The 17067-nt window shown below is 72.8% G+C and carries 13 protein-coding genes; 9 read left to right on the top strand and 4 right to left on the bottom strand.

Going from position 1 to position 17067, the window contains the following annotated elements; genetic code table 11:
* Nucleotides 1-110: 110 nt before the first annotated feature.
* Nucleotides 111-776, bottom strand: coding sequence for an MOSC domain-containing protein (locus WAB15_RS18345; protein ID WP_407286919.1), 666 nt, complete (start codon nt 774-776; stop codon nt 111-113).
* Between the two features lie 161 nt (nt 777-937).
* Between WAB15_RS18345 and WAB15_RS18340 the strand changes: the two genes are divergently transcribed.
* Nucleotides 938-1864: a LysR family transcriptional regulator gene (locus tag WAB15_RS18340; RefSeq protein WP_407286918.1), complete on the top strand. Its 927-nt coding sequence runs from the start codon at nt 938-940 to the stop codon at nt 1862-1864.
* A 107-nt stretch (nt 1865-1971) separates the two neighbouring features.
* On the opposite strand, the gene WAB15_RS18335 is transcribed toward WAB15_RS18340, so the two are convergent.
* Nucleotides 1972-2304, bottom strand: coding sequence for a WhiB family transcriptional regulator (locus WAB15_RS18335; protein ID WP_384430026.1), 333 nt, complete (start codon nt 2302-2304; stop codon nt 1972-1974).
* Between the two features lie 382 nt (nt 2305-2686).
* On the opposite strand from WAB15_RS18335, the gene WAB15_RS18330 reads away from it, so the two are divergent.
* The 4 genes from WAB15_RS18330 (at nt 2687) to WAB15_RS18315 (ending at nt 7126) form a co-directional block, all read left to right on the top strand.
* Nucleotides 2687-3298: a response regulator transcription factor gene (locus tag WAB15_RS18330; RefSeq protein ID WP_003948568.1), complete on the top strand. Its 612-nt coding sequence runs from the start codon at nt 2687-2689 to the stop codon at nt 3296-3298.
* A gap of 360 nt (nt 3299-3658) precedes the next feature.
* Complete coding sequence (locus WAB15_RS18325) at nt 3659-4231, top strand: sigma-70 family RNA polymerase sigma factor (protein ID WP_393487483.1); 573 nt, start codon at nt 3659-3661, stop codon at nt 4229-4231.
* 140 nt (nt 4232-4371) lie between these two features.
* The gene (guaB, locus tag WAB15_RS18320) at nt 4372-5874 is read left to right on the top strand and encodes an IMP dehydrogenase (RefSeq protein WP_399146577.1); all 1503 of its coding nucleotides are present in this window, start codon (nt 4372-4374) and stop codon (nt 5872-5874) included.
* A gap of 136 nt (nt 5875-6010) precedes the next feature.
* Complete coding sequence (locus WAB15_RS18315; RefSeq protein WP_384430033.1) at nt 6011-7126, top strand: GuaB3 family IMP dehydrogenase-related protein; 1116 nt, start codon at nt 6011-6013, stop codon at nt 7124-7126.
* Nucleotides 7127-7205: 79 nt separating this feature from the next.
* Here the strand turns inward: WAB15_RS18315 and WAB15_RS18310 are convergent, their stop codons facing one another.
* Nucleotides 7206-8453: a nucleotide sugar dehydrogenase gene (locus WAB15_RS18310; RefSeq protein ID WP_407286917.1), complete on the bottom strand. Its 1248-nt coding sequence runs from the start codon at nt 8451-8453 to the stop codon at nt 7206-7208.
* 249 nt (nt 8454-8702) lie between these two features.
* On the opposite strand from WAB15_RS18310, the gene WAB15_RS18305 reads away from it, so the two are divergent.
* Nucleotides 8703-10409, top strand: a complete 1707-nt coding sequence (locus WAB15_RS18305) for a glycerol-3-phosphate dehydrogenase/oxidase (protein WP_399146579.1) — start codon at nt 8703-8705, stop codon at nt 10407-10409.
* A gap of 20 nt (nt 10410-10429) precedes the next feature.
* Here WAB15_RS18305 and WAB15_RS18300 read toward each other — a convergent pair whose 3' ends face one another.
* Nucleotides 10430-11671 carry a serine hydrolase domain-containing protein gene (locus WAB15_RS18300; RefSeq protein WP_407286916.1) on the bottom strand — a complete coding sequence of 414 codons (1242 nt, stop codon included), beginning with the start codon at nt 11669-11671 and terminating at the stop codon, nt 10430-10432.
* A gap of 188 nt (nt 11672-11859) precedes the next feature.
* Between WAB15_RS18300 and WAB15_RS18295 the strand changes: the two genes are divergently transcribed.
* From WAB15_RS18295 to WAB15_RS18285, 3 genes are all read left to right on the top strand, one after another.
* Nucleotides 11860-13968: a protein kinase domain-containing protein gene (locus WAB15_RS18295; protein ID WP_407286915.1), complete on the top strand. Its 2109-nt coding sequence runs from the start codon at nt 11860-11862 to the stop codon at nt 13966-13968.
* Between the two features lie 222 nt (nt 13969-14190).
* Nucleotides 14191-16425, top strand: a complete 2235-nt coding sequence (locus WAB15_RS18290) for a protein kinase (RefSeq protein ID WP_407286914.1) — start codon at nt 14191-14193, stop codon at nt 16423-16425.
* Between the two features lie 126 nt (nt 16426-16551).
* Nucleotides 16552-17049 carry a MepB family protein gene (locus WAB15_RS18285; protein WP_407289249.1) on the top strand — a complete coding sequence of 166 codons (498 nt, stop codon included), beginning with the start codon at nt 16552-16554 and terminating at the stop codon, nt 17047-17049.
* The last annotated feature ends 18 nt before the right edge of the window (nt 17050-17067 follow it).

Here is a 17067-nt window from a genome sequence, read left to right as displayed (position 1 = left end):
TGTCCGCGCCGGCCCCCGCCGGCCCCCGCCGACCCGGCCGCACCGCGCGCCGCCGGCGCCCGGACCGCCGGCGCCGCAGCCGGCCGGACCGGCCCCCGCCGGCCACCCGGTCAACCGCCCTGTCGCGCCAGATACTTCGCCACCACGTCCCGCGCCACCTCCGGAAGCGCCTCCCCGGCCTCCAGCAGCCGCGGCAGCAGCTCCCGCCGGGTCGTCAGGGCCCGGAACATCAGCTCGATCGTCACCTCGTGATCGGGCCGGTACACCCGCTCGACACGGTCCCCGGCGCGGATCTCGCCCGGCTCGATCACCCGGAGGTAGGCACCGGGCACCGCGGCCCGGGTGAACCGCTTCATCCAGCCGCGCTCGCCGAGCCACCCCTGGAACGTGCGGCAGGGGATCCGCGGGCAGCTCACCTCCAGCAGCACCCGCGGGCCGACGCGCCAGCGCTCGCCGATCCGGGCGCCGGTGACCTCGACGCCCGAGGTGGTGAGGTTCTCGCCGAACGAGCCGTTGGGCAGCTCGCGGCCCAGCTCCCGCTGCCAGAGGTCCAGGTCCTCGCGGGCGTAGGCGTACACGGCCTGGTCGTCGCCGCCGTGATGGCGCAGGTCGACCACCGTGTCGCCGGCCACCCCGCTGCCCCCGACGCCCGCGGGGCCGGGAGCGCAGACCGCCACCGGGCCCGCCACGGGCCGCTTGTCGATACCCGTGCCGCCCTCGGCTTCGGTGTGCTCGGACGGCATGGGCCGCCCCACATTGACGGTCAGCAGTTTCATACGGTCCTCCGCCGTTGCCGTGCCTGGTCCGCGGAGCGCCCCTGCCGGCGTCTCCGTACCTGATCAAAACCGCGGCCGGGCAGGGCAGACGCTAGCCACTCCACCCAAAAGCGGCATCCTGATTTTCCCCGATCAGCCCAAGACTCGCTTATGCTCAGAGCGTGATCGAGGCCCGTCATCTCCGTGTGCTGCGCGCCGTCGCGAGGACCGGCTCGTTCTCCGCCGCCGCGCGGGAGCTGGGCTGCACCCAGCCGGCCGTCAGCCAGCAGATGAAGGCGCTGGAACAGTCCGCCGGGACCCCGCTGCTGGTCCGCGCGGGCCGCGAGATGCGGCTGACGCAGGCGGGCGAGGCCCTTGTACGGCACGCCGTCGGCATCCTGGCCGGGCTCACCGCCGCCGAGGAGGAGGTCGCGGCCATCGCGGGCCTGCGGGCGGGGCGGGTGCGACTGGTGTCGTTCCCCTCGGGCAGCTCGACGCTGGTGCCCACCGCCCTGGCGAAGATGCGCGCCGCCCACCCGGGCACCCGGGTCTCGCTGGACGAGGCCGAGCCGCCGCGTTCGATCGAGATGCTGCGCAACGGCGACTGCGAGATCGCGCTGGCCTTCCGCTACCCGGAAGTGCGCGGCGCGGACCCGGAGGCCGCGGCCGAGTGGGACGACCTGGTGATGCGGCCGATCCTGGTCGACCGGCTGATCGGGCTGGTGCCGGACGGCCACCGGCTGGCGAAGGCCGGTAGCGCGGGGTTCGCGGAGCTGGCGGACGAGCCGTGGATCGCGGGCTGCCCGCGCTGCCGCAGGCACCTCGTCGAGGTCTGTGAGAGTGCGGGCTTCACCCCGCGTATCGACTTCGCCACGGATGACTATCCGGCCGTGATCGGCCTGGTGGGCGCGGGGCTGGGGGTGGCCGCGCTGCCGGAGCTCACGCTGGAGTCGGTGCGCCCCAAGGGGGCCACGGCGATACGGATGGAGCCCGCCGTGCACCGCGAGATCGTCGCGCTCACGCTGCCGGATCTGGCCCATGTCCCCGCCGTCGCGGCGACGCTCGATCAGCTGGCGGACGCGGCGGGCCGGAGCGGCCACGCGCGCTGAGGGGTCACGGGGCGTGCCGAGGGGCGGCGAGAGCAGCCCGAACCCCTGCTCCCCGCAGTCGAAGCTGCGAAGGAACGATTCTTCAGGGAGTGCATGCGCTCCCTGGGTCAGGCGCCTGAGGTGCCCGAGTTGCCGGTCATGGAGGTCGCGGGGATCAGCCGGTGGCGGGCCCGGCCCATGAGCTCCTCGCGTTCGTCCTCCGTCAGACCGCCCCAGACCCCGTAGGGCTCGCGGACGGCCAGTGCGTGCGCCGCGCACTCGGCTCGCACCGGGCAGCGCATGCAGACCTCCTTCGCCGATGTCTCACGCGCGCTACGGGCCGCTCCGCGCTCGCCCTCGGGGTGGAAGAACAGAGAGCTGTCCACGCCACGGCAGGCGGCCAGCAGCTGCCAGTCCCAGAGGTCTGCGTTCGGGCCCGGGAGGCGGGAGAAATCTGCCATTGCTTGTCCCCTCGAAGCGATGCTGATTCGGGCTCGGTGCTCAAGACCGTACATCTACTATCGAAGTAGATGTAAATATGACTCATTGCGAATCTAGTCGCAGTCAACGCGAAAATGGAAGAAAGAGAGCCAAATAGGGCATAGGGTGCACGCGCGGATGCGGGCCGCCCGACGAGTCGTCTGCGTATCCGGCTCCTCACGGAGCGTGCTGAACTCGGTCACCGAAGCCGTAACTCTTTCGAGTGACCGTCGTTGAGTGTGCGGAGGCGATTGGCAGAGGTAGCCCTCGGGCACATGTCCGAGGCGGCCGTCAATCGCACAGGTGACGATATGTACCAGCCTGGAGGCTCAAGGTGACGCGCATCAGCTGCGGAGGGCGGTCATGACTTCCGTCCTCGTCTGCGACGACTCCCCGCTTGCCCGAGAGGCGCTCCGTCGGGCGGTTGCGACCGTGCCCGGCGTCGAGCGTGTGACGACCGCGGCCAACGGCGAGGAAGTCCTCCGCCGCTGGGGTGCCGATCGTTCGGACTTGATCCTGATGGACGTGCGGATGCCCGGTCTCGGCGGTGTCGAGACCGTGCGCCGGCTGCTGTCCGCCGATCCCGGCGCCCGGATCATCATGCTCACGGTGGCCGAGGACCTCGACGGTGTCGCGCTCGCGGTCGCCGCCGGTGCCCGCGGCTATCTGCACAAGGACGCCTCGCGCGCCGAGCTGCGGGCGACGGTGACCCAGGCGCTGGCCGACCCGACGTGGCGGCTCGCCCCACGTCGGCTGCGGTCCGCCGAGATGGGTGCCGCCCCGACGCTCACCGCCCGCGAGATCCAGGTGCTGGAGGGCATGAGCCACGGCCGCTCGAACGCCGAGATCGGCCGGGAGCTGTTCCTGTCCGAGGACACGGTCAAGACCCACGCCCGGCGCCTGTTCAAGAAGCTCGGCGCCTCCGACCGGGCGCACGCGGTCGCGCTCGGCTTCCGCTGGGGACTGGTCCGCTGACCTGCTGTGCAAACGGGGTTACGGCGCCCGCCCGCGGAAGCGGGTAGCGAACGTCGTAACCCCGCTGCGTCGACGCCGGCGCCGAAACCTCACGGGATGCCGCATCCTTGGAGGTGTGACTCCTCCCCGGCGGAGGCCGGGGCTTCTCACTCGGCCAGAAGAGACCTCATGACGGACAAGGCCTGCCCGGCGCCGTACGGCACGCAGACAAGCTACCGGCGAGGGCTCGCGGTCGGTATGGGTACAACCCGAACGGGGGAGGCGTGGAACGTGGGTGCAAGCGCGACGGCTCGTAACGGTTCGGGGCACAACGACGGGGGTAGTGCCGCGGATCGTTCGGCACCAAGGCACCATGGACCGATGCGCGATGACGGGAAGCAGGAGATCGGCGATCTCGTCGCACGCGCAGTCGAGGGCGACCAGCGGGCCACCCACGACCTCCTGGCCCATGTGCACCCGCTCGCCCTGCGCTACTGCCGTACGCGTCTGTCGAGGCTGCCGGGTGACGCCCGGCACTTCGTCGAGGACCTGGCGCAGGAGGTCTGCGTGGCGGTGCTCTGCGCGCTGCCGCGCTACCGCGACACCGGCAAGCCCTTCGAGGCGTTCGTCTTCGCCATCGCCGGGCACAAGGTCGCCGATCTGCAGCGGGCCGCGATGCGGCACGGCAGCACGGCCGTGCCGTCCGACGAGATGCCCGAGCAGCCCGACGACTCCCTCGGCCCCGAGGAGCGGGCGCTGCTGAGCAGCGACGCCGAGTGGGCCAAGAAGCTGCTGGCGAACCTCCCGGAGAACCAGCGCGAGCTGGTCCTGCTGCGGGTCGCCGTCGGGCTGACGGCCGAGGAGACCGGTCAGATGCTGGGGATGTCGCCCGGTGCGGTGCGGGTCGCCCAGCACCGTGCGCTGAGCAGGCTGCGGGCGCTCGCCGAGCAGTAGGCGCGGGCCCGGAGCGGGCGGCGTGATGTCGCCGTAGGAATGCACAAGTGACGAGGCACTCATCGCTCGTGGATTGGGACACTTCTCTAGGCCGTTAGCATGGGAGTCCGCGCTGAGGCAAGAGCATTGGGGAAGGTGTCATGAGTGACAACGTCGACGGTATGCCCGCCAAATTCGCCATGCTCGGGCTGACGTACGACGACGTGCTGCTGCTGCCCGGCGCGTCGGAGGTGCTGCCGAACGCGGTGAGCACCGCGTCCCGGGTCTCGCGCAACGTCACGGTGAACATCCCGCTGCTGTCCGCGGCGATGGACAAGGTCACCGAGGCGCGCATGGCCATCGCCATGGCGCGGCAGGGCGGTGCGGGCGTGCTCCACCGCAATCTGTCCATCGAGGACCAGGCCAACCAGGTCGACCTGGTCAAGCGCTCCGAGTCCGGCATGGTCACCGACCCGATCACGGTCCGCCCGGACGCCGACCTCGCCGAGGCCGACGCGCTGTGCGCCAAGTTCCGGATCAGCGGTGTGCCGGTCACCGACGCCGCGGGCAAGCTGCTGGGCATCGTCACCAACCGCGACATGGCCTTCGAGATGGACCGCAGCCGGCAGGTCCGCGAGGTCATGACGCCGATGCCGCTGGTCACCGGCAAGGTCGGCATCTCCGGCGAGGACGCCATCGAGCTGCTGCGCCGCCACAAGATCGAGAAGCTGCCGCTGGTCGACGACAACGGCGTGCTCAAGGGCCTGATCACGGTCAAGGACTTCGTCAAGGCGGAGAAGTACCCGAACGCCGCCAAGGACGCCGAGGGCCGGCTGGTCGTCGGTGCCGCGGTGGGCGTCGGCGACGCGGCGTACGACCGGGCGCAGGCGCTGGTCGAGGCCGGTGCCGACTTCCTCGTCGTGGACAGCGCGCACGGCCACAGCCGCGGCATCCTCGACATGATCTCCAAGGTCAAGTCCAACACCACCGTCGATGTCGTCGGCGGCAACGTCGCCACCCGGGACGGCGCCCAGGCGCTGATCGACGCGGGTGCGGACGGTGTGAAGGTCGGCGTCGGACCGGGCTCGATCTGCACCACCCGGGTCGTCGCCGGCATCGGCGTCCCGCAGGTCACCGCGATCTACGAGGCCGCGCAGGCGTGCCACGCGGCCGGGGTCCCGCTCATCGGTGACGGCGGTCTGCAGTACAGCGGCGACATCGCCAAGGCCATCGCGGCCGGCGCGGACACCGTCATGCTGGGCTCGCTGCTGGCCGGCTGCGAGGAGTCGCCCGGCGAGATGGTCTTCATCAACGGCAAGCAGTTCAAGTCCTACCGGGGCATGGGCTCGCTGGGCGCGATGCAGTCCCGTGGCCAGGGCAGGTCCTTCTCCAAGGACCGCTACTTCCAGGACAACGTGCTCTCCGAGGACAAGCTGGTCCCCGAGGGCATCGAGGGCCAGGTGCCCTACCGCGGCCCGCTCGCCTCGGTCGCCCACCAGCTCGTCGGCGGTCTGCGCGCCTCCATGGGCTACGTCGGCTCCGCCGACATCCCCGAGCTCAAGGAGAAGGGCCGCTTCGTGCGGATCACCGCCGCGGGCCTCAAGGAGAGCCACCCGCACGACGTCCAGATGGTCACCGAGGCGCCGAACTACGCACGGCGCTAGCAGGCGACCGCCGGGCCCCGCTCCGCTGGAGAGGGCCCGGCACGGCCTACCGTGGAGCCCGCGGCCGGACCCCGGCCGCGGGCTTCGGCGCGTCGGGGATACTGGAACGGCAGACAAAGAGGGAAAGGCCACACACGTGACTGAGATCGAGATCGGGCGCGGCAAGCGCGGCCGCCGGGCATACGCATTCGACGACATCGCCGTCGTACCCAGTCGCCGCACCCGCGACCCGAAGGAGGTCTCGATCGCCTGGCAGATCGACGCCTACCGCTTCGAGCTGCCGTTCCTGGCCGCTCCCATGGACTCGGTGGTCTCCCCGCAGACCGCGATCCGCATCGGTGAGCTGGGCGGCCTGGGCGTCCTCAACCTGGAAGGGCTGTGGACCCGCTACGAGGACCCGGAGCCGCTGCTCGCCGAGATCGCCGAGCTGGACGGCACCGCCGCCACCAAGCGGCTGCAGGAGATCTACGCCGCGCCGATCAAGGAAGAACTGATCGGCCAGCGGATCAAGGAGGTGCGCGACGCGGGCGTCGTCACCGCCGCGGCGCTCTCCCCGCAGCGCACGGCGCAGTTCTCCAAGGCCGTCGTGGACGCCGGTGTGGACATCTTCGTGATCCGCGGGACGACGGTCTCCGCCGAGCACGTGTCGTCGGCGGCCGAGCCGCTGAACCTCAAGCAGTTCATCTACGAGCTGGACGTCCCGGTGATCGTGGGCGGGTGCGCCACGTACACCGCCGCGCTGCACCTGATGCGGACCGGTGCCGCCGGTGTGCTGGTGGGCTTCGGCGGCGGCGCCGCGCACACCACGCGCAACGTCCTGGGCATCCAGGTCCCGATGGCGACCGCCGTCGCCGACGTCGCCGCGGCCCGCCGCGACTACATGGACGAGTCCGGCGGCCGCTACGTCCACGTCATCGCCGACGGCGGTGTGGGCTGGTCCGGTGACCTCCCCAAGGCGATCGCCTGCGGCGCCGACGCGGTGATGATGGGCTCCCCGCTGGCCCGTGCGACGGACGCGCCCGGCCGCGGCCACCACTGGGGCATGGAGGCGGTCCACGAGGACGTGCCGCGCGGCAAGCGGATGGACCTCGGTGTGGTCGGCACGACGGAGGAGGTGCTGCTCGGCCCGTCCACGACGCCCGACGGCTCGATGAACTTCTTCGGTGCGCTGCGCCGGGCGATGGCCACGACCGGCTACTCGGAGCTGAAGGAGTTCCAGCGGGTGGAGGTCACCGTCGCACCGCGGCGGTAGTCCCCGCGTTCTCCCACTTCGCAGAGCCCGGTCGCACCACGGTGCGGCCGGGCTCTCGCCGTGTGCGGCCCACGGCGCGTCACAGCCGGTGGGCCGCGCCGGTGGGGGTGGCGCCCCGGGTGTCCAGCAGCAGCTGGGCCTTCACCGACAGGCCCTGGAGGTCGTAGGTGCGGTGGGGCTGGAGCAGCACCGTCAGATCCGCGGCGGCGGCGGAGTCGTAGAGCGAGTCGGCGCGGGGGACGGGGCGGTCCAGGACGGTCCAGCGGTGGACGTAGGGGTCGTGGTAGGTGATGTGCGCGCCGAGTTCCATCAGGCGCGAGGCGATCTCCCAGGCCGGGGAGCCCGCCAGGTCGCCGACGTCCGGCTTGTAGGTGACGCCGAGGAGCAGGATGCGGGCCCCGCGCGCGGACTTGCCGTGTTCGTTCAGCAGGGTGGCGCAGCGCTGGATGACGTAGCGGGGCATCCGGCCGTTGACCTCCTGGGCGAGTTCGACCATGCGGAGCGGGTAGCCCAGTGAACGGCCTTTGTAGGAGAGGTAGTTGGGGTCCACCGGCGCGGCGTGGCCGCCCACGCCGGGGCCGGGGCGGAAGGACTGGAAGCCGAACGGCTTGGTCTCGGCGCAGCGGATGACGTCCCAGAGGTCGACGCCGATGTCGTGGCAGAAGACCGCCATCTCGTTCATCAGGGCGATGTTGACGTGCCGGTAGTTGGTCTCCAGCAGCTTGGCGGTCTCGGCCTCGCGGGGGCCCCGGGCGCGTACGACCTTGTCGGTGAGGCGGCTGTAGAACGCCGCGGCGGCCTCCGTGCAGGCGGGGGTGAGACCGCCGATGACCTTGGGGGTGTTGGCGTAGCGGTGGGTGCGGTTGCCGGGGTCGTGGCGGCCCGGGGAGCAGGCGAGGTGGAAGTCGCGGCCGGCGACGAGGCCCGAGCCCGCTTCGAGCAGGGGGCGCAGGAATTCCTCCGTGGCGCCCGGGTAGGCGCTGGATTCGAGGATGACGGTGGTGTGCGGGCGCAGTTGTGCGGCCAGGGTGCGGGCGGCGTCGGCGATGGCGGTGAGGTCCAGGGCGCGGTCCTCGCCCAGTGGCGTGGGCGCGCAGATGACGGCGGTACGGACCCGGCCGAGGGCGGTGGGGTCGGTGGTGGTGCGAAAGCCGGCCGAGAGCAGCCGGCGGAGTTCGGCGGCGGACAGCGGCCCGTCGGTGCCGGTGAGGGCGGCGGCGTGCGGATCGGGGTCGTAGCCGAGGGTGCCGATGCCGGCGGCGGTGGCCGCCTGGGCGAGGGGGAGGCCGAGGTGACCGAGTCCGATGACGGCGAGATCTGCGGGCATGCTGCGGCCTTCCTTTCCGAGCGACTGGGGATGGCGTATTCGGATGAGGATGCGGAAAGCGCATGACGGAGATGGATGGTGCATAAGTAGACTAAGCGGATATTTGGCCCAGAATAGGGATTGGTGGATCAAGGTGGCCGGGTGTTGCCGCCGTGAGCGGAGGGTGGCTCGCGGCACGTAGCGCGGACAGAATCGACGGACGGGGGCGCGCCCCCGACCACAGTGGCCCGACGGCAACGGGAGGCAGCGGTGAAGACAGCGACACTGGGACCGGCGCAGCGGGCCGAGGCGCTCGCCCGAATGGCGGAGCGGGAGCTGGACATCCTTGTGGTCGGCGGCGGGGTCGTCGGAGCCGGGACCGCTCTGGACGCGGCGACGCGCGGTCTGTCCACCGGGCTGGTGGAGGCGCGCGACTGGGCCTCGGGCACGTCCAGCCGGTCGAGCAAGCTCATCCACGGCGGTCTGCGGTACCTGGAGATGTTGGACTTCGCGCTGGTGCGGGAGGCGCTGAAGGAGCGGGGGCTGCTGCTGGAGCGGCTGGCGCCGCATCTGGTCAAACCGGTGCCGTTCCTCTACCCGTTGCAGCACAAGGGCTGGGAGCGGTGGTACGCGGGATCGGGCGTCGCGCTGTACGACGGGATGTCGGTGTCGTCGGGACACGGCCGGGGGCTGCCCGTCCACCGCCATCTGTCGCACAAGCGGGCGCTGCGGGTGGCGCCCTGCCTGAAGAAGGACGCGCTGGTCGGCGCGCTGCAGTACTACGACGCGCAGATGGACGACGCGCGGTATGTGACCACGATCGTGCGGACCGCGGCCGCCTACGGGGCGCAGGTCGCCAACCGGGCGCGGGTGGTGGGCTTTCTGCGCGAGGGCGAGCGGGTGGTCGGCGCGCGGGTGCAGGACGTCGAGGGGGGCGGCGAGTACGCGATCCGGGCGCGGCAGATCGTCAACGCCACCGGAGTGTGGACGGACGACACCCAGGCGCTGATCGGTGAGCGCGGGCAGTTCCACGTACGGGCGTCGAAGGGGATCCACCTGGTGGTCCCCAAGGACCGGATCCACTCGACGACCGGTCTGATCCTGCGGACCGAGAAGAGCGTGCTGTTCGTCATCCCGTGGGGGCGGCACTGGATCGTGGGGACGACGGACACGGACTGGGACCTGGACAAGGCGCACCCGGCGGCGTCCAGCGCGGACATCGACTATCTGCTGGAGCACGTCAACGAGGTGCTGGCGACGCCGCTGACCCGGGACGACGTGGAGGGGGTGTACGCCGGGCTGCGGCCGCTGCTGGCGGGGGAGTCGGACGCCACCAGCAAGCTGTCGCGCGAGCACACCGTCGCGCATCCGGTGCCGGGCCTGGTGGTGGTCGCGGGCGGCAAGTACACGACGTACCGGGTGATGGCCAAGGACGCCGTCGACGAGGCGGTGCACGCGCTCGACCAGCGGGTCGCGGAGTGTGTGACGGAGGACGTGCCGCTGGTCGGGGCCGAGGGCTACAAGGCGCTGTGGAACGCGCGGGCCCGGACCGCGGCGCGCACCGGACTGCATGTGGCGCGCATAGAGCATCTGCTGAACCGGTACGGGTCGCTGACGGAGGAGCTGCTGGAGCTGGTGGTGGCCGACCCCTCGCTGGGCGAACCGCTGGCGGCCGCGGACGACTATCTGCGCGCCGAGGTGGTGTACGCGTGCACGCACGAGGGGGCGCGGCACCTCGACGACGTGCTGACGCGGCGCACCCGGATCTCGATCGAGACCTTCGACCGGGGCACCCGCAGCGCCCGCGAGGCGGCCGAGCTGATGGCCCCCGCGCTGGGCTGGGACGGCGACCAGGTCGAGAAGGAGATCGCGCACTACCAGAAGCGGGTGGAGGCGGAGCGCGAATCGCAGCGGCAGCCGGACGATCTGACGGCGGATGCGGCGCGGCTCGGGGCGCCGGACATCGTTCCGCTGTAGGCAGTGGGGCCCCGAGGACCTCAGCTGCGCCGTCGCGCGCAGAACTCGGCCGTCAGCACGGCGGTGCCGTGCGCCGGACGGGACAGTGCGTCGGTGTTGACCCGGTAGCTGACGAGGTGGCGGCCGTCGGCGGTGCCCGCCGTCTGGGCGAAGGAGCCGTTGATGTCGCCGGTGTGCCCCCAGACGGTGACGCCGCAGGGCAGTTCGGTGGCGAAGAGGCCGAGGCCGTAGGCGCCGCCGGTGTGCTTCTCACTGCGCAGCTGGGCCATCTGGCGCGGTGCCAGGAACGCGCCGCCGAGCAGCGCGGAGTAGAAGCGGTTGAGGTCGCCCAGGGTGGTGACCATCTCGCCGGCCGCGCCGGCCCGGCTGGGGTTCAGGGACGTGGCGTCCACCCGCCGGTCGCCGACGGCGGAGTACGCGCGGCCGTGCGGCGCGGGCAGCACCGGATCGGTGCCGGGGAAGGAGGTGTGGTCGAGCTGGGCGGGGACGATGATGCGGCGGTGGATCTCGGTGGCGTACGGGTGGCCGGTGACCGCCCTGATGATCAGGCCGAGCACCAGGTAGTTGGTGTTGGAGTAGGAGTAGCGGGTGCCGGGGGCCGCCACCGGCGGATGGCCCAGGGCGATCCGCAGCAGTTCGGCCGGGGTGTGGCTGTCGTAGCGGTGGGCGCCGAAGCCCCTGCCGTAGAGCTGCCGGGAGAGCCGGGGGTCCTCGGTGTAGTTGAACAAGCCGCTCGTATGGTCCAGCAGCTGGCGGACCGTCACCGTCCGCAGGTCGCTGCGGTCGCCCGGCCCCGCGACCGGTGTGTCCTGGGGCAGGTGCGCGGCCGCGGTGTCGTGCAGGGTCAGCCTGCCTTCGGCGACCAGTTGCAGGACCACGGTCGCGACCAGGGTCTTGGTGAGGCTGCCGGCCCGGAAGTGGTCCGGCTCGCCCATTGTGCGGCCGCTGCGCAGATCGGCGACGCCGGCCGCGGAGAAGCGTGAGGCGGTGAAGCGGCCGTCGCGGGTGATGAGGGAGGCCGCGCCCGGCGCGCCGTCGGCGACCAGACGGCGCAGCGCGGGCAGCGTCGTCGCCGGCGGCTTCTGGACGGTTCCCACCGGAGGGACGGGCAGGGTCTGGCCGCGCGCGGTGCAGGCCGCCAGGGCCAAGGCGGCCAGGGCGGCGAGCACGCCCGGACGCGCCGGCGCGCGGCGGCGGCCGGTCGGCCGCGGTGCCGGACCGAGGACGCCGCCGGGAACCGGGCGGGGCGGGCGCATCGTCATCCAGACTCCCGTTCGTCGGGGCCATCATGACGGGTACGCGACGGTGACCGGCACCGACCCGGGCCTTCCGCACGGCCGCGGATGAGGGAGAATGAAGGCTCTGCCAGGGTGGGTTGTCCGAGTTGGGCCAGTTTGGTGATCGATGTTCATCGACGCTGCCAACTCGGCTGGATTGCAGAGGGGATTCAGTGGGCGAGAAGGTCGAGATGGACGGCAAGGAGGGCAGGCTGCTCGCCGGCCGGTACCGGCTCGCCGATGTTCTCGGCCGGGGCGGCATGGGCACCGTATGGCGGGCACGCGACGAGGTCCTGGGCCGTACGGTCGCAGTGAAGGAACTGCGCTTCCCGGGCGGGGTCGAGGAGGACGAGAAGCGTCGTCTGATCACCCGCACGCTGCGCGAGGCCAAGGCGATCGCCCGGATCCGGAACAACGGCGCGGTGACGGTCTTCGACGTGGTCGACGAGGACGACCGGCCGTGGATCGTGATGGAGCTGGTCGAGGGCCGCTCGCTCGCCGAGGTCGTCCGTGACGACGGGCCGCTCACCCCGCGGCGCGCCGCCGAGGTCGGTCTCGCCGTGCTCGACGTGCTGCGCTCCGCGCACGGCGAGGGCATCCTGCACCGCGATGTGAAGCCGTCCAACGTCCTGATGTCCGACGACGGCCGGGTCGTGCTCACCGACTTCGGTATCGCCCAGGTCGAGGGCGACCCCTCGGTGACCTCGACCGGCATGCTCGTCGGCGCCCCCTCCTACATCTCGCCCGAGCGCGCCCGCGGCCACAAGCCGGGCCCGCCGGCCGACCTGTGGTCGCTGGGCGGGCTGCTGTACGCCTGCGTCGAGGGCGTGCCGCCGTACGACAAGGGTTCGGCGATCGCCACGCTGACGGCCGTGATGACCGAGCCGGTCGAGCCGCCGAAGAGCGCGGGCGTGCTGGAAGAGGTCATCTACGGTCTGCTGGTGAAGGATCCGGCGGCCCGGCTGGACGACGAGGGCGCGCGGGCGCTGCTGCTGGACGTCGTGCACGCCCCGGAGCAGACCGCGCCGGAGCCCCCGATGGACGCCACCCGGGCGATGGTGCTGCCGACGGCGCCCGAGAAGCGCGCCACGGCCAAGCCCAAGAGCACGGCCAAGCCGAAGGCCGCCCCCAAGACGCGGGTGACGCGGTCGAAGGCGAAGCCGGCGGCCGGCCCGGAGGCGGAGCCGGGGGCGAAGAGCCCGGCGGGTACGAACGGCAAGAGCGCGGCGGGTGCGGCCAAGGCCGGCGCCGCCAGGACGGCGAGCGCCGCGGCGCGTGCACCCGAGCGGAAGGCGGCCGAGGGCTCGGCCCCTGCGCGTACCTCGTCCTCCGGCGGCTCGGCGGCCGGGGGCGGCTCGTCCGCTCGCGGCGGCTTCGACACCGACGCCGCCAAGGACCGGCTGCGCGGTGCCCTGCAGTCCGTGCGCAACGCCGCTGCCGCCGCGGCGGCCCGCTCGGATTCCAGACCCGGCGACGGGAACCGCCCGTCCACCGCCCGCGCGTCGCTGACCGATGTCGTCCCGCGCCGCACGCTGGTCATCGTGGCCGTGGTCGTCGCCCTCGCGGTGCTGGGCACGGTCCTCGCCCTCGCGCTGAGCGGCGGCGACACGGCGGACAAGGGCGGCAAGGCGTCCGGCGGCGGCGACAAGGCGTCGTCCTCGGGCCGGTCCAAGCCCTCGACCGAATCGGCCGAGGGCGGCGACGACGCGAACGCCGGCGGCGACGAGTCGGAGCAGCCCGGTGGGCAGCAGCCCGGCACCCCGGCTGCCGACAAGGGCGGCGAGAAGGGCGACGGCGGCAAGGGCGGCGGCGACGGCAAGGCCGTGCCGGCCGGCTTCGCCGAGGTCTCCAACGGCGGCTTCCACTTCCGTATGGCGATGCCCAAGGGCTTCCACCAGACCGATACCGCGGGGGCGAACTCCGGCGCCATATACAGCGCCTCGGGCGGTTTCCCGCGCGTCCAGGTCGACTACAACGCCAAGCCCGGGAACGACGCCGCGGCGGCCTGGCGCAGCCTGGAGCCCAGCGTGCGCGGCTCCAGCGACGACTACCACCTCATCGGCATCAAGTCGGTGAAGTGGCGGGGCTATCCGACCGTCGCCGACTGGTCGTTCACCCGCAAGCAGGGCGGCCAGAAGGTGCGGGTCCTCAACCGCGGGTTCCGAGCCGATGACCAGCACGGTTACGCCATCATGATCACCTGCAAGGCGGACGCCTGGTCGGACAAGGAGTGCCAGGAGCTGATCGCGACCGCGTTCAGGACCTTCGCGGTGAAGGACTGAGCGAAGGGCGTGGTGTGCGCCGTGCCGGGCGGAGATGACGCGCGTCGTTCGGCCGAGCGGGCCGCAACCTCCGGTGCGGGCACGTATCGTGAGACATCTGAGACATCGAGACCGTACGCATCCGCAATCGGCGGGAATACGACCGGAAGTGACCATCGGCTTCGGCGCCGGCGGGCGGCTCCGGCGCGACGGTAGACACAGCGCGCGCTGCGGGGAGGCGTCGTGGACGAGTACGCAGGAAGGGTGCTCGCCGAGCGCTACCGCCTGCCCGCGCGGCCCCTCGGCGACGACGACTTCACCGAGACCCGGGCCTTCGACACCTACAGCGGGCAGGAGGTCCTGATCCGTCAGGTCCCGCTGCCGGAGGTCGTCGAGGCGGAGGTGGTGGGGGCTCCGGCGGCCGGACACGCCGAGCAGCGCTCCGGCGGCACCCGCTTCGGCGCCGGGCGGGCGGCGGGGGTGGCCGACCGAAGCCCCAGGGATCCCGCCGTGCGACGGGCGCTCGAAGCCGCCACGGCCGTGGCGCAGCTGCCCGACCACCCCCGGCTGGAGCAGGTCTTCGACGTCTTTGCGCAGGACGGCAGCCTGTGGATCGTCGGCGAACTCCTCGCCGCCCGTCCGCTGGCCGCGCTGCTCGCCGAGCGGCCGCTGTCCCCGCACCGCGCCGCGGAGATCGCCGCGGATCTGCTCACCGCGCTGCGGGTGCTGCACGCGGACGGCCGGCTGCACCGCAACATCACCACCCGTACGGTCCTGGTCTGCGACGACGGCCGGGCGATCCTGACCGGGCTGGCGGCGGGCGCGGCCCAGGAGGCTATGTGCGGAGACGATGCGCCGGCCGAGGCCGGGGTGACGCTGACCAAGGCCGGCTCCGCCCCGGGCGGCGGCGCCGACGACGGTGAGGCGCCCGCATACGGCCGTCCCACCACCGCACTCGCCGCCGAGCGCGCGCGGCAGGCCCGGCTGACCGTCATCGGCCCGGTCACCGAGCGCTGGGCGCCCGAGCAGGCCGGACCGGTGCACGAGAACTGGCAGTTGGCGCCGCCGGTCGGCCCGGCCACCGATCTGTGGGCGGTCGGCGCGCTGCTGTTCCGCAGTGTGCAGGGGCATCCGCCGTTCCCCGAGGACAGCGCCGGCGAACTGGTGCGGCTGGTCTGCTCCGAGCCGCCCGCGGTCGCCGAGGAGTGCGGGGCGCTGCGGCCGGTCGTGGAGTCGCTGCTGCGTCAGGACCCCGCCGACCGACCCGACTTCGAGGAGCTGCGCGGCTGGCTGCGCTCGCTGATCCGTACGGCGCCGGAGCCGGCGGGCGGCACCCGGCTGGTGACGATGCCCGCGCTGGAGCAGGGCGGCGATCCACGGCGGCTGCCGATCCTGCGGCGCCGCGGCGAACTCGTCCGCAGAGGGCGGCACAAGAAGGGCCGGACCCCCCGGCGCGCACAGCCCCGGCCGGCGTCCGCCGCCCCGGCGCGGCCCCCCGCCACCGCGTCGGTGCCACCCCGGAGGACGGCGCCGGCCTCCGAGCAGACCTTCCCTCCCGCAAGCTCATGGGAGCAGGGGGGACCCCCCTCGCCGCCGCCTCGCCTGTCCCGCCCCCCGAAGCAGCCCAAGCCGCTGCGCGAGCCCCGGCCGGCCCGCACCGTCCGGCTCGGCAGACCGCCGAAGCCGCCGGTCCGGTCCAGAACCTCCGACCGGGACCTGTACGAGCAGCAGATGCTGGGCCAGGTGGGCGTGACGGCCGAGGCGCGGCCGGCCCGTCCCCCGCGCGGCGCCCCGCGCAACCTCGGCCGGCTGCTGCTCACCGCGATCCTGCTGCTCCTGGTCTGCGCGGTGATCTATGCGATGGCATTCATGCCGAAGGCCGGCGAGAACGCCAGGGCCGGACGGGGCGGCGCGGACCGCACGGCCACGTCCGGCGCGGCGCCCGACGCCGGCCACACCCCGTCCGGCGGCCAGGACGGCGAGGCGCCCGGCACCCCGGCGCCGGGCACCACCGCGCCGGCGGACGTCGCCGAGGGCTTCGAGGTGCGCAAGGACCCCAAGGGCTTCCAGGTCGCGGTCCGCAAGGGCTGGCAGCGGCGCGGTGCGAACGGCCAGGGCCAGGTGCGCTACGTCGGCGGCGACTACGAGCTGCTGGTCGTGCCCGGCCGCGACACGACGGCGAAGTACGGCGCGGACCCGATGGCGTATCTGCAGAACAAGGAGCCCGAGCTCGCCCCGTACCGCTCCTCCAGCTGGGCCTCGGCCTCCGGCCTGCGGCGGATCGACGTCGGCCGGACGGCGATGGCGGAGGGCACGTTCTCGTGGCGCGACGGCAGCGGCCGCGAGGTCTACGTCCGCAACCTCGCGATGATCCACCAGGGCCGCTACCACCTCGTCCTGGTCATCGGCCCGGACGGCGGGCGCCGCGAGGTGGACCGGCTGTACGAGCAGGCGACCAGCGCGTACCGGCCGGGCTGAGCCGCGCGCGCCACCGGCGCCGCGCCGGCGCGAGCGCGATGGCACGATGGCGGTGTGACGACGCAAGACGAGACGGCTGCCGAGCGCCGGGCGGCCGGCACGAGCGGTTGGCTGAGCGCGGGGCCGATGCACGACGAGCTGCTGGCCGCGCAGGCCTCGGTCTACGACCCGTGCGGATTTTGCTGCTCGCGGCCGGTGCCCGAACCGGAGAGCGCCGAGTACGGCGCGCACGCCTTCACGCTGGACGGCCGGGCCGTCAGGTTCCGGGTGGGCAAGACCACCCCGACCAAGGTCGGCCAGTTCGTCACGGTGTGGAAGCGGTCCGACGGCGGTCCGATCGAGCCCTTCGACGCCGCCGACGCGGTCGACCTCTTCGTCATCAGCACCCGGGAGGGAGCGCACTTCGGGCAGTTCGTCTTCCCCCGCGAGGTGCTGGCCGAACGGGACATCGTGTCGCGCGACGGCGCCGGCGGGAAGCGGGGATTCCGCATCTACCCGCCGTGGGCGGACACGACCAGCCGCCAGGCCCGCCACACCCAGAAGTGGCAGACGGCCCACTTCCTGCCCATCCCGGAAACCGGCCCGGTCGACCTGGCCCTGGCCCGCGCGCTCTACCGCGCCTAGGGGGTGCCGGGCCCGGTA

Source organism: Streptomyces sirii, from assembly GCF_045690365.1.
In the GTDB taxonomy this organism is placed as follows: Bacteria; Actinomycetota; Actinomycetes; order Streptomycetales; family Streptomycetaceae; genus Streptomyces; species Streptomyces sirii.
The sequence above is the reverse complement of the archived record's forward strand: the minus strand, read 5'-3'. Positions and strand labels throughout refer to the sequence as shown.

What these genes read in the sequence shown, in the direction of transcription:
- WAB15_RS18345 (WP_407286919.1), bottom strand. Translation starts at nt 776, where the DNA reads ATGAAACTGCTGACCGTCAATGTGGGGCGGCCCATGCCGTCCGAGCAC.
- WAB15_RS18335 (WP_384430026.1), bottom strand. Translation starts at nt 2,304, where the DNA reads ATGGCAGATTTCTCCCGCCTCCCGGGCCCGAACGCAGACCTCTGGGAC.
- WAB15_RS18330 (WP_003948568.1), top strand. Translation starts at nt 2,687, where the DNA reads ATGACTTCCGTCCTCGTCTGCGACGACTCCCCGCTTGCCCGAGAGGCG.
- WAB15_RS18325 (WP_393487483.1), top strand. Translation starts at nt 3,659, where the DNA reads ATGCGCGATGACGGGAAGCAGGAGATCGGCGATCTCGTCGCACGCGCA.
- guaB (WP_399146577.1), top strand. Translation starts at nt 4,372, where the DNA reads ATGAGTGACAACGTCGACGGTATGCCCGCCAAATTCGCCATGCTCGGG.
- WAB15_RS18310 (WP_407286917.1), bottom strand. Translation starts at nt 8,453, where the DNA reads ATGCCCGCAGATCTCGCCGTCATCGGACTCGGTCACCTCGGCCTCCCC.
- WAB15_RS18300 (WP_407286916.1), bottom strand. Translation starts at nt 11,671, where the DNA reads ATGACGATGCGCCCGCCCCGCCCGGTTCCCGGCGGCGTCCTCGGTCCG.
- WAB15_RS18285 (WP_407289249.1), top strand. Translation starts at nt 16,552, where the DNA reads ATGCACGACGAGCTGCTGGCCGCGCAGGCCTCGGTCTACGACCCGTGC.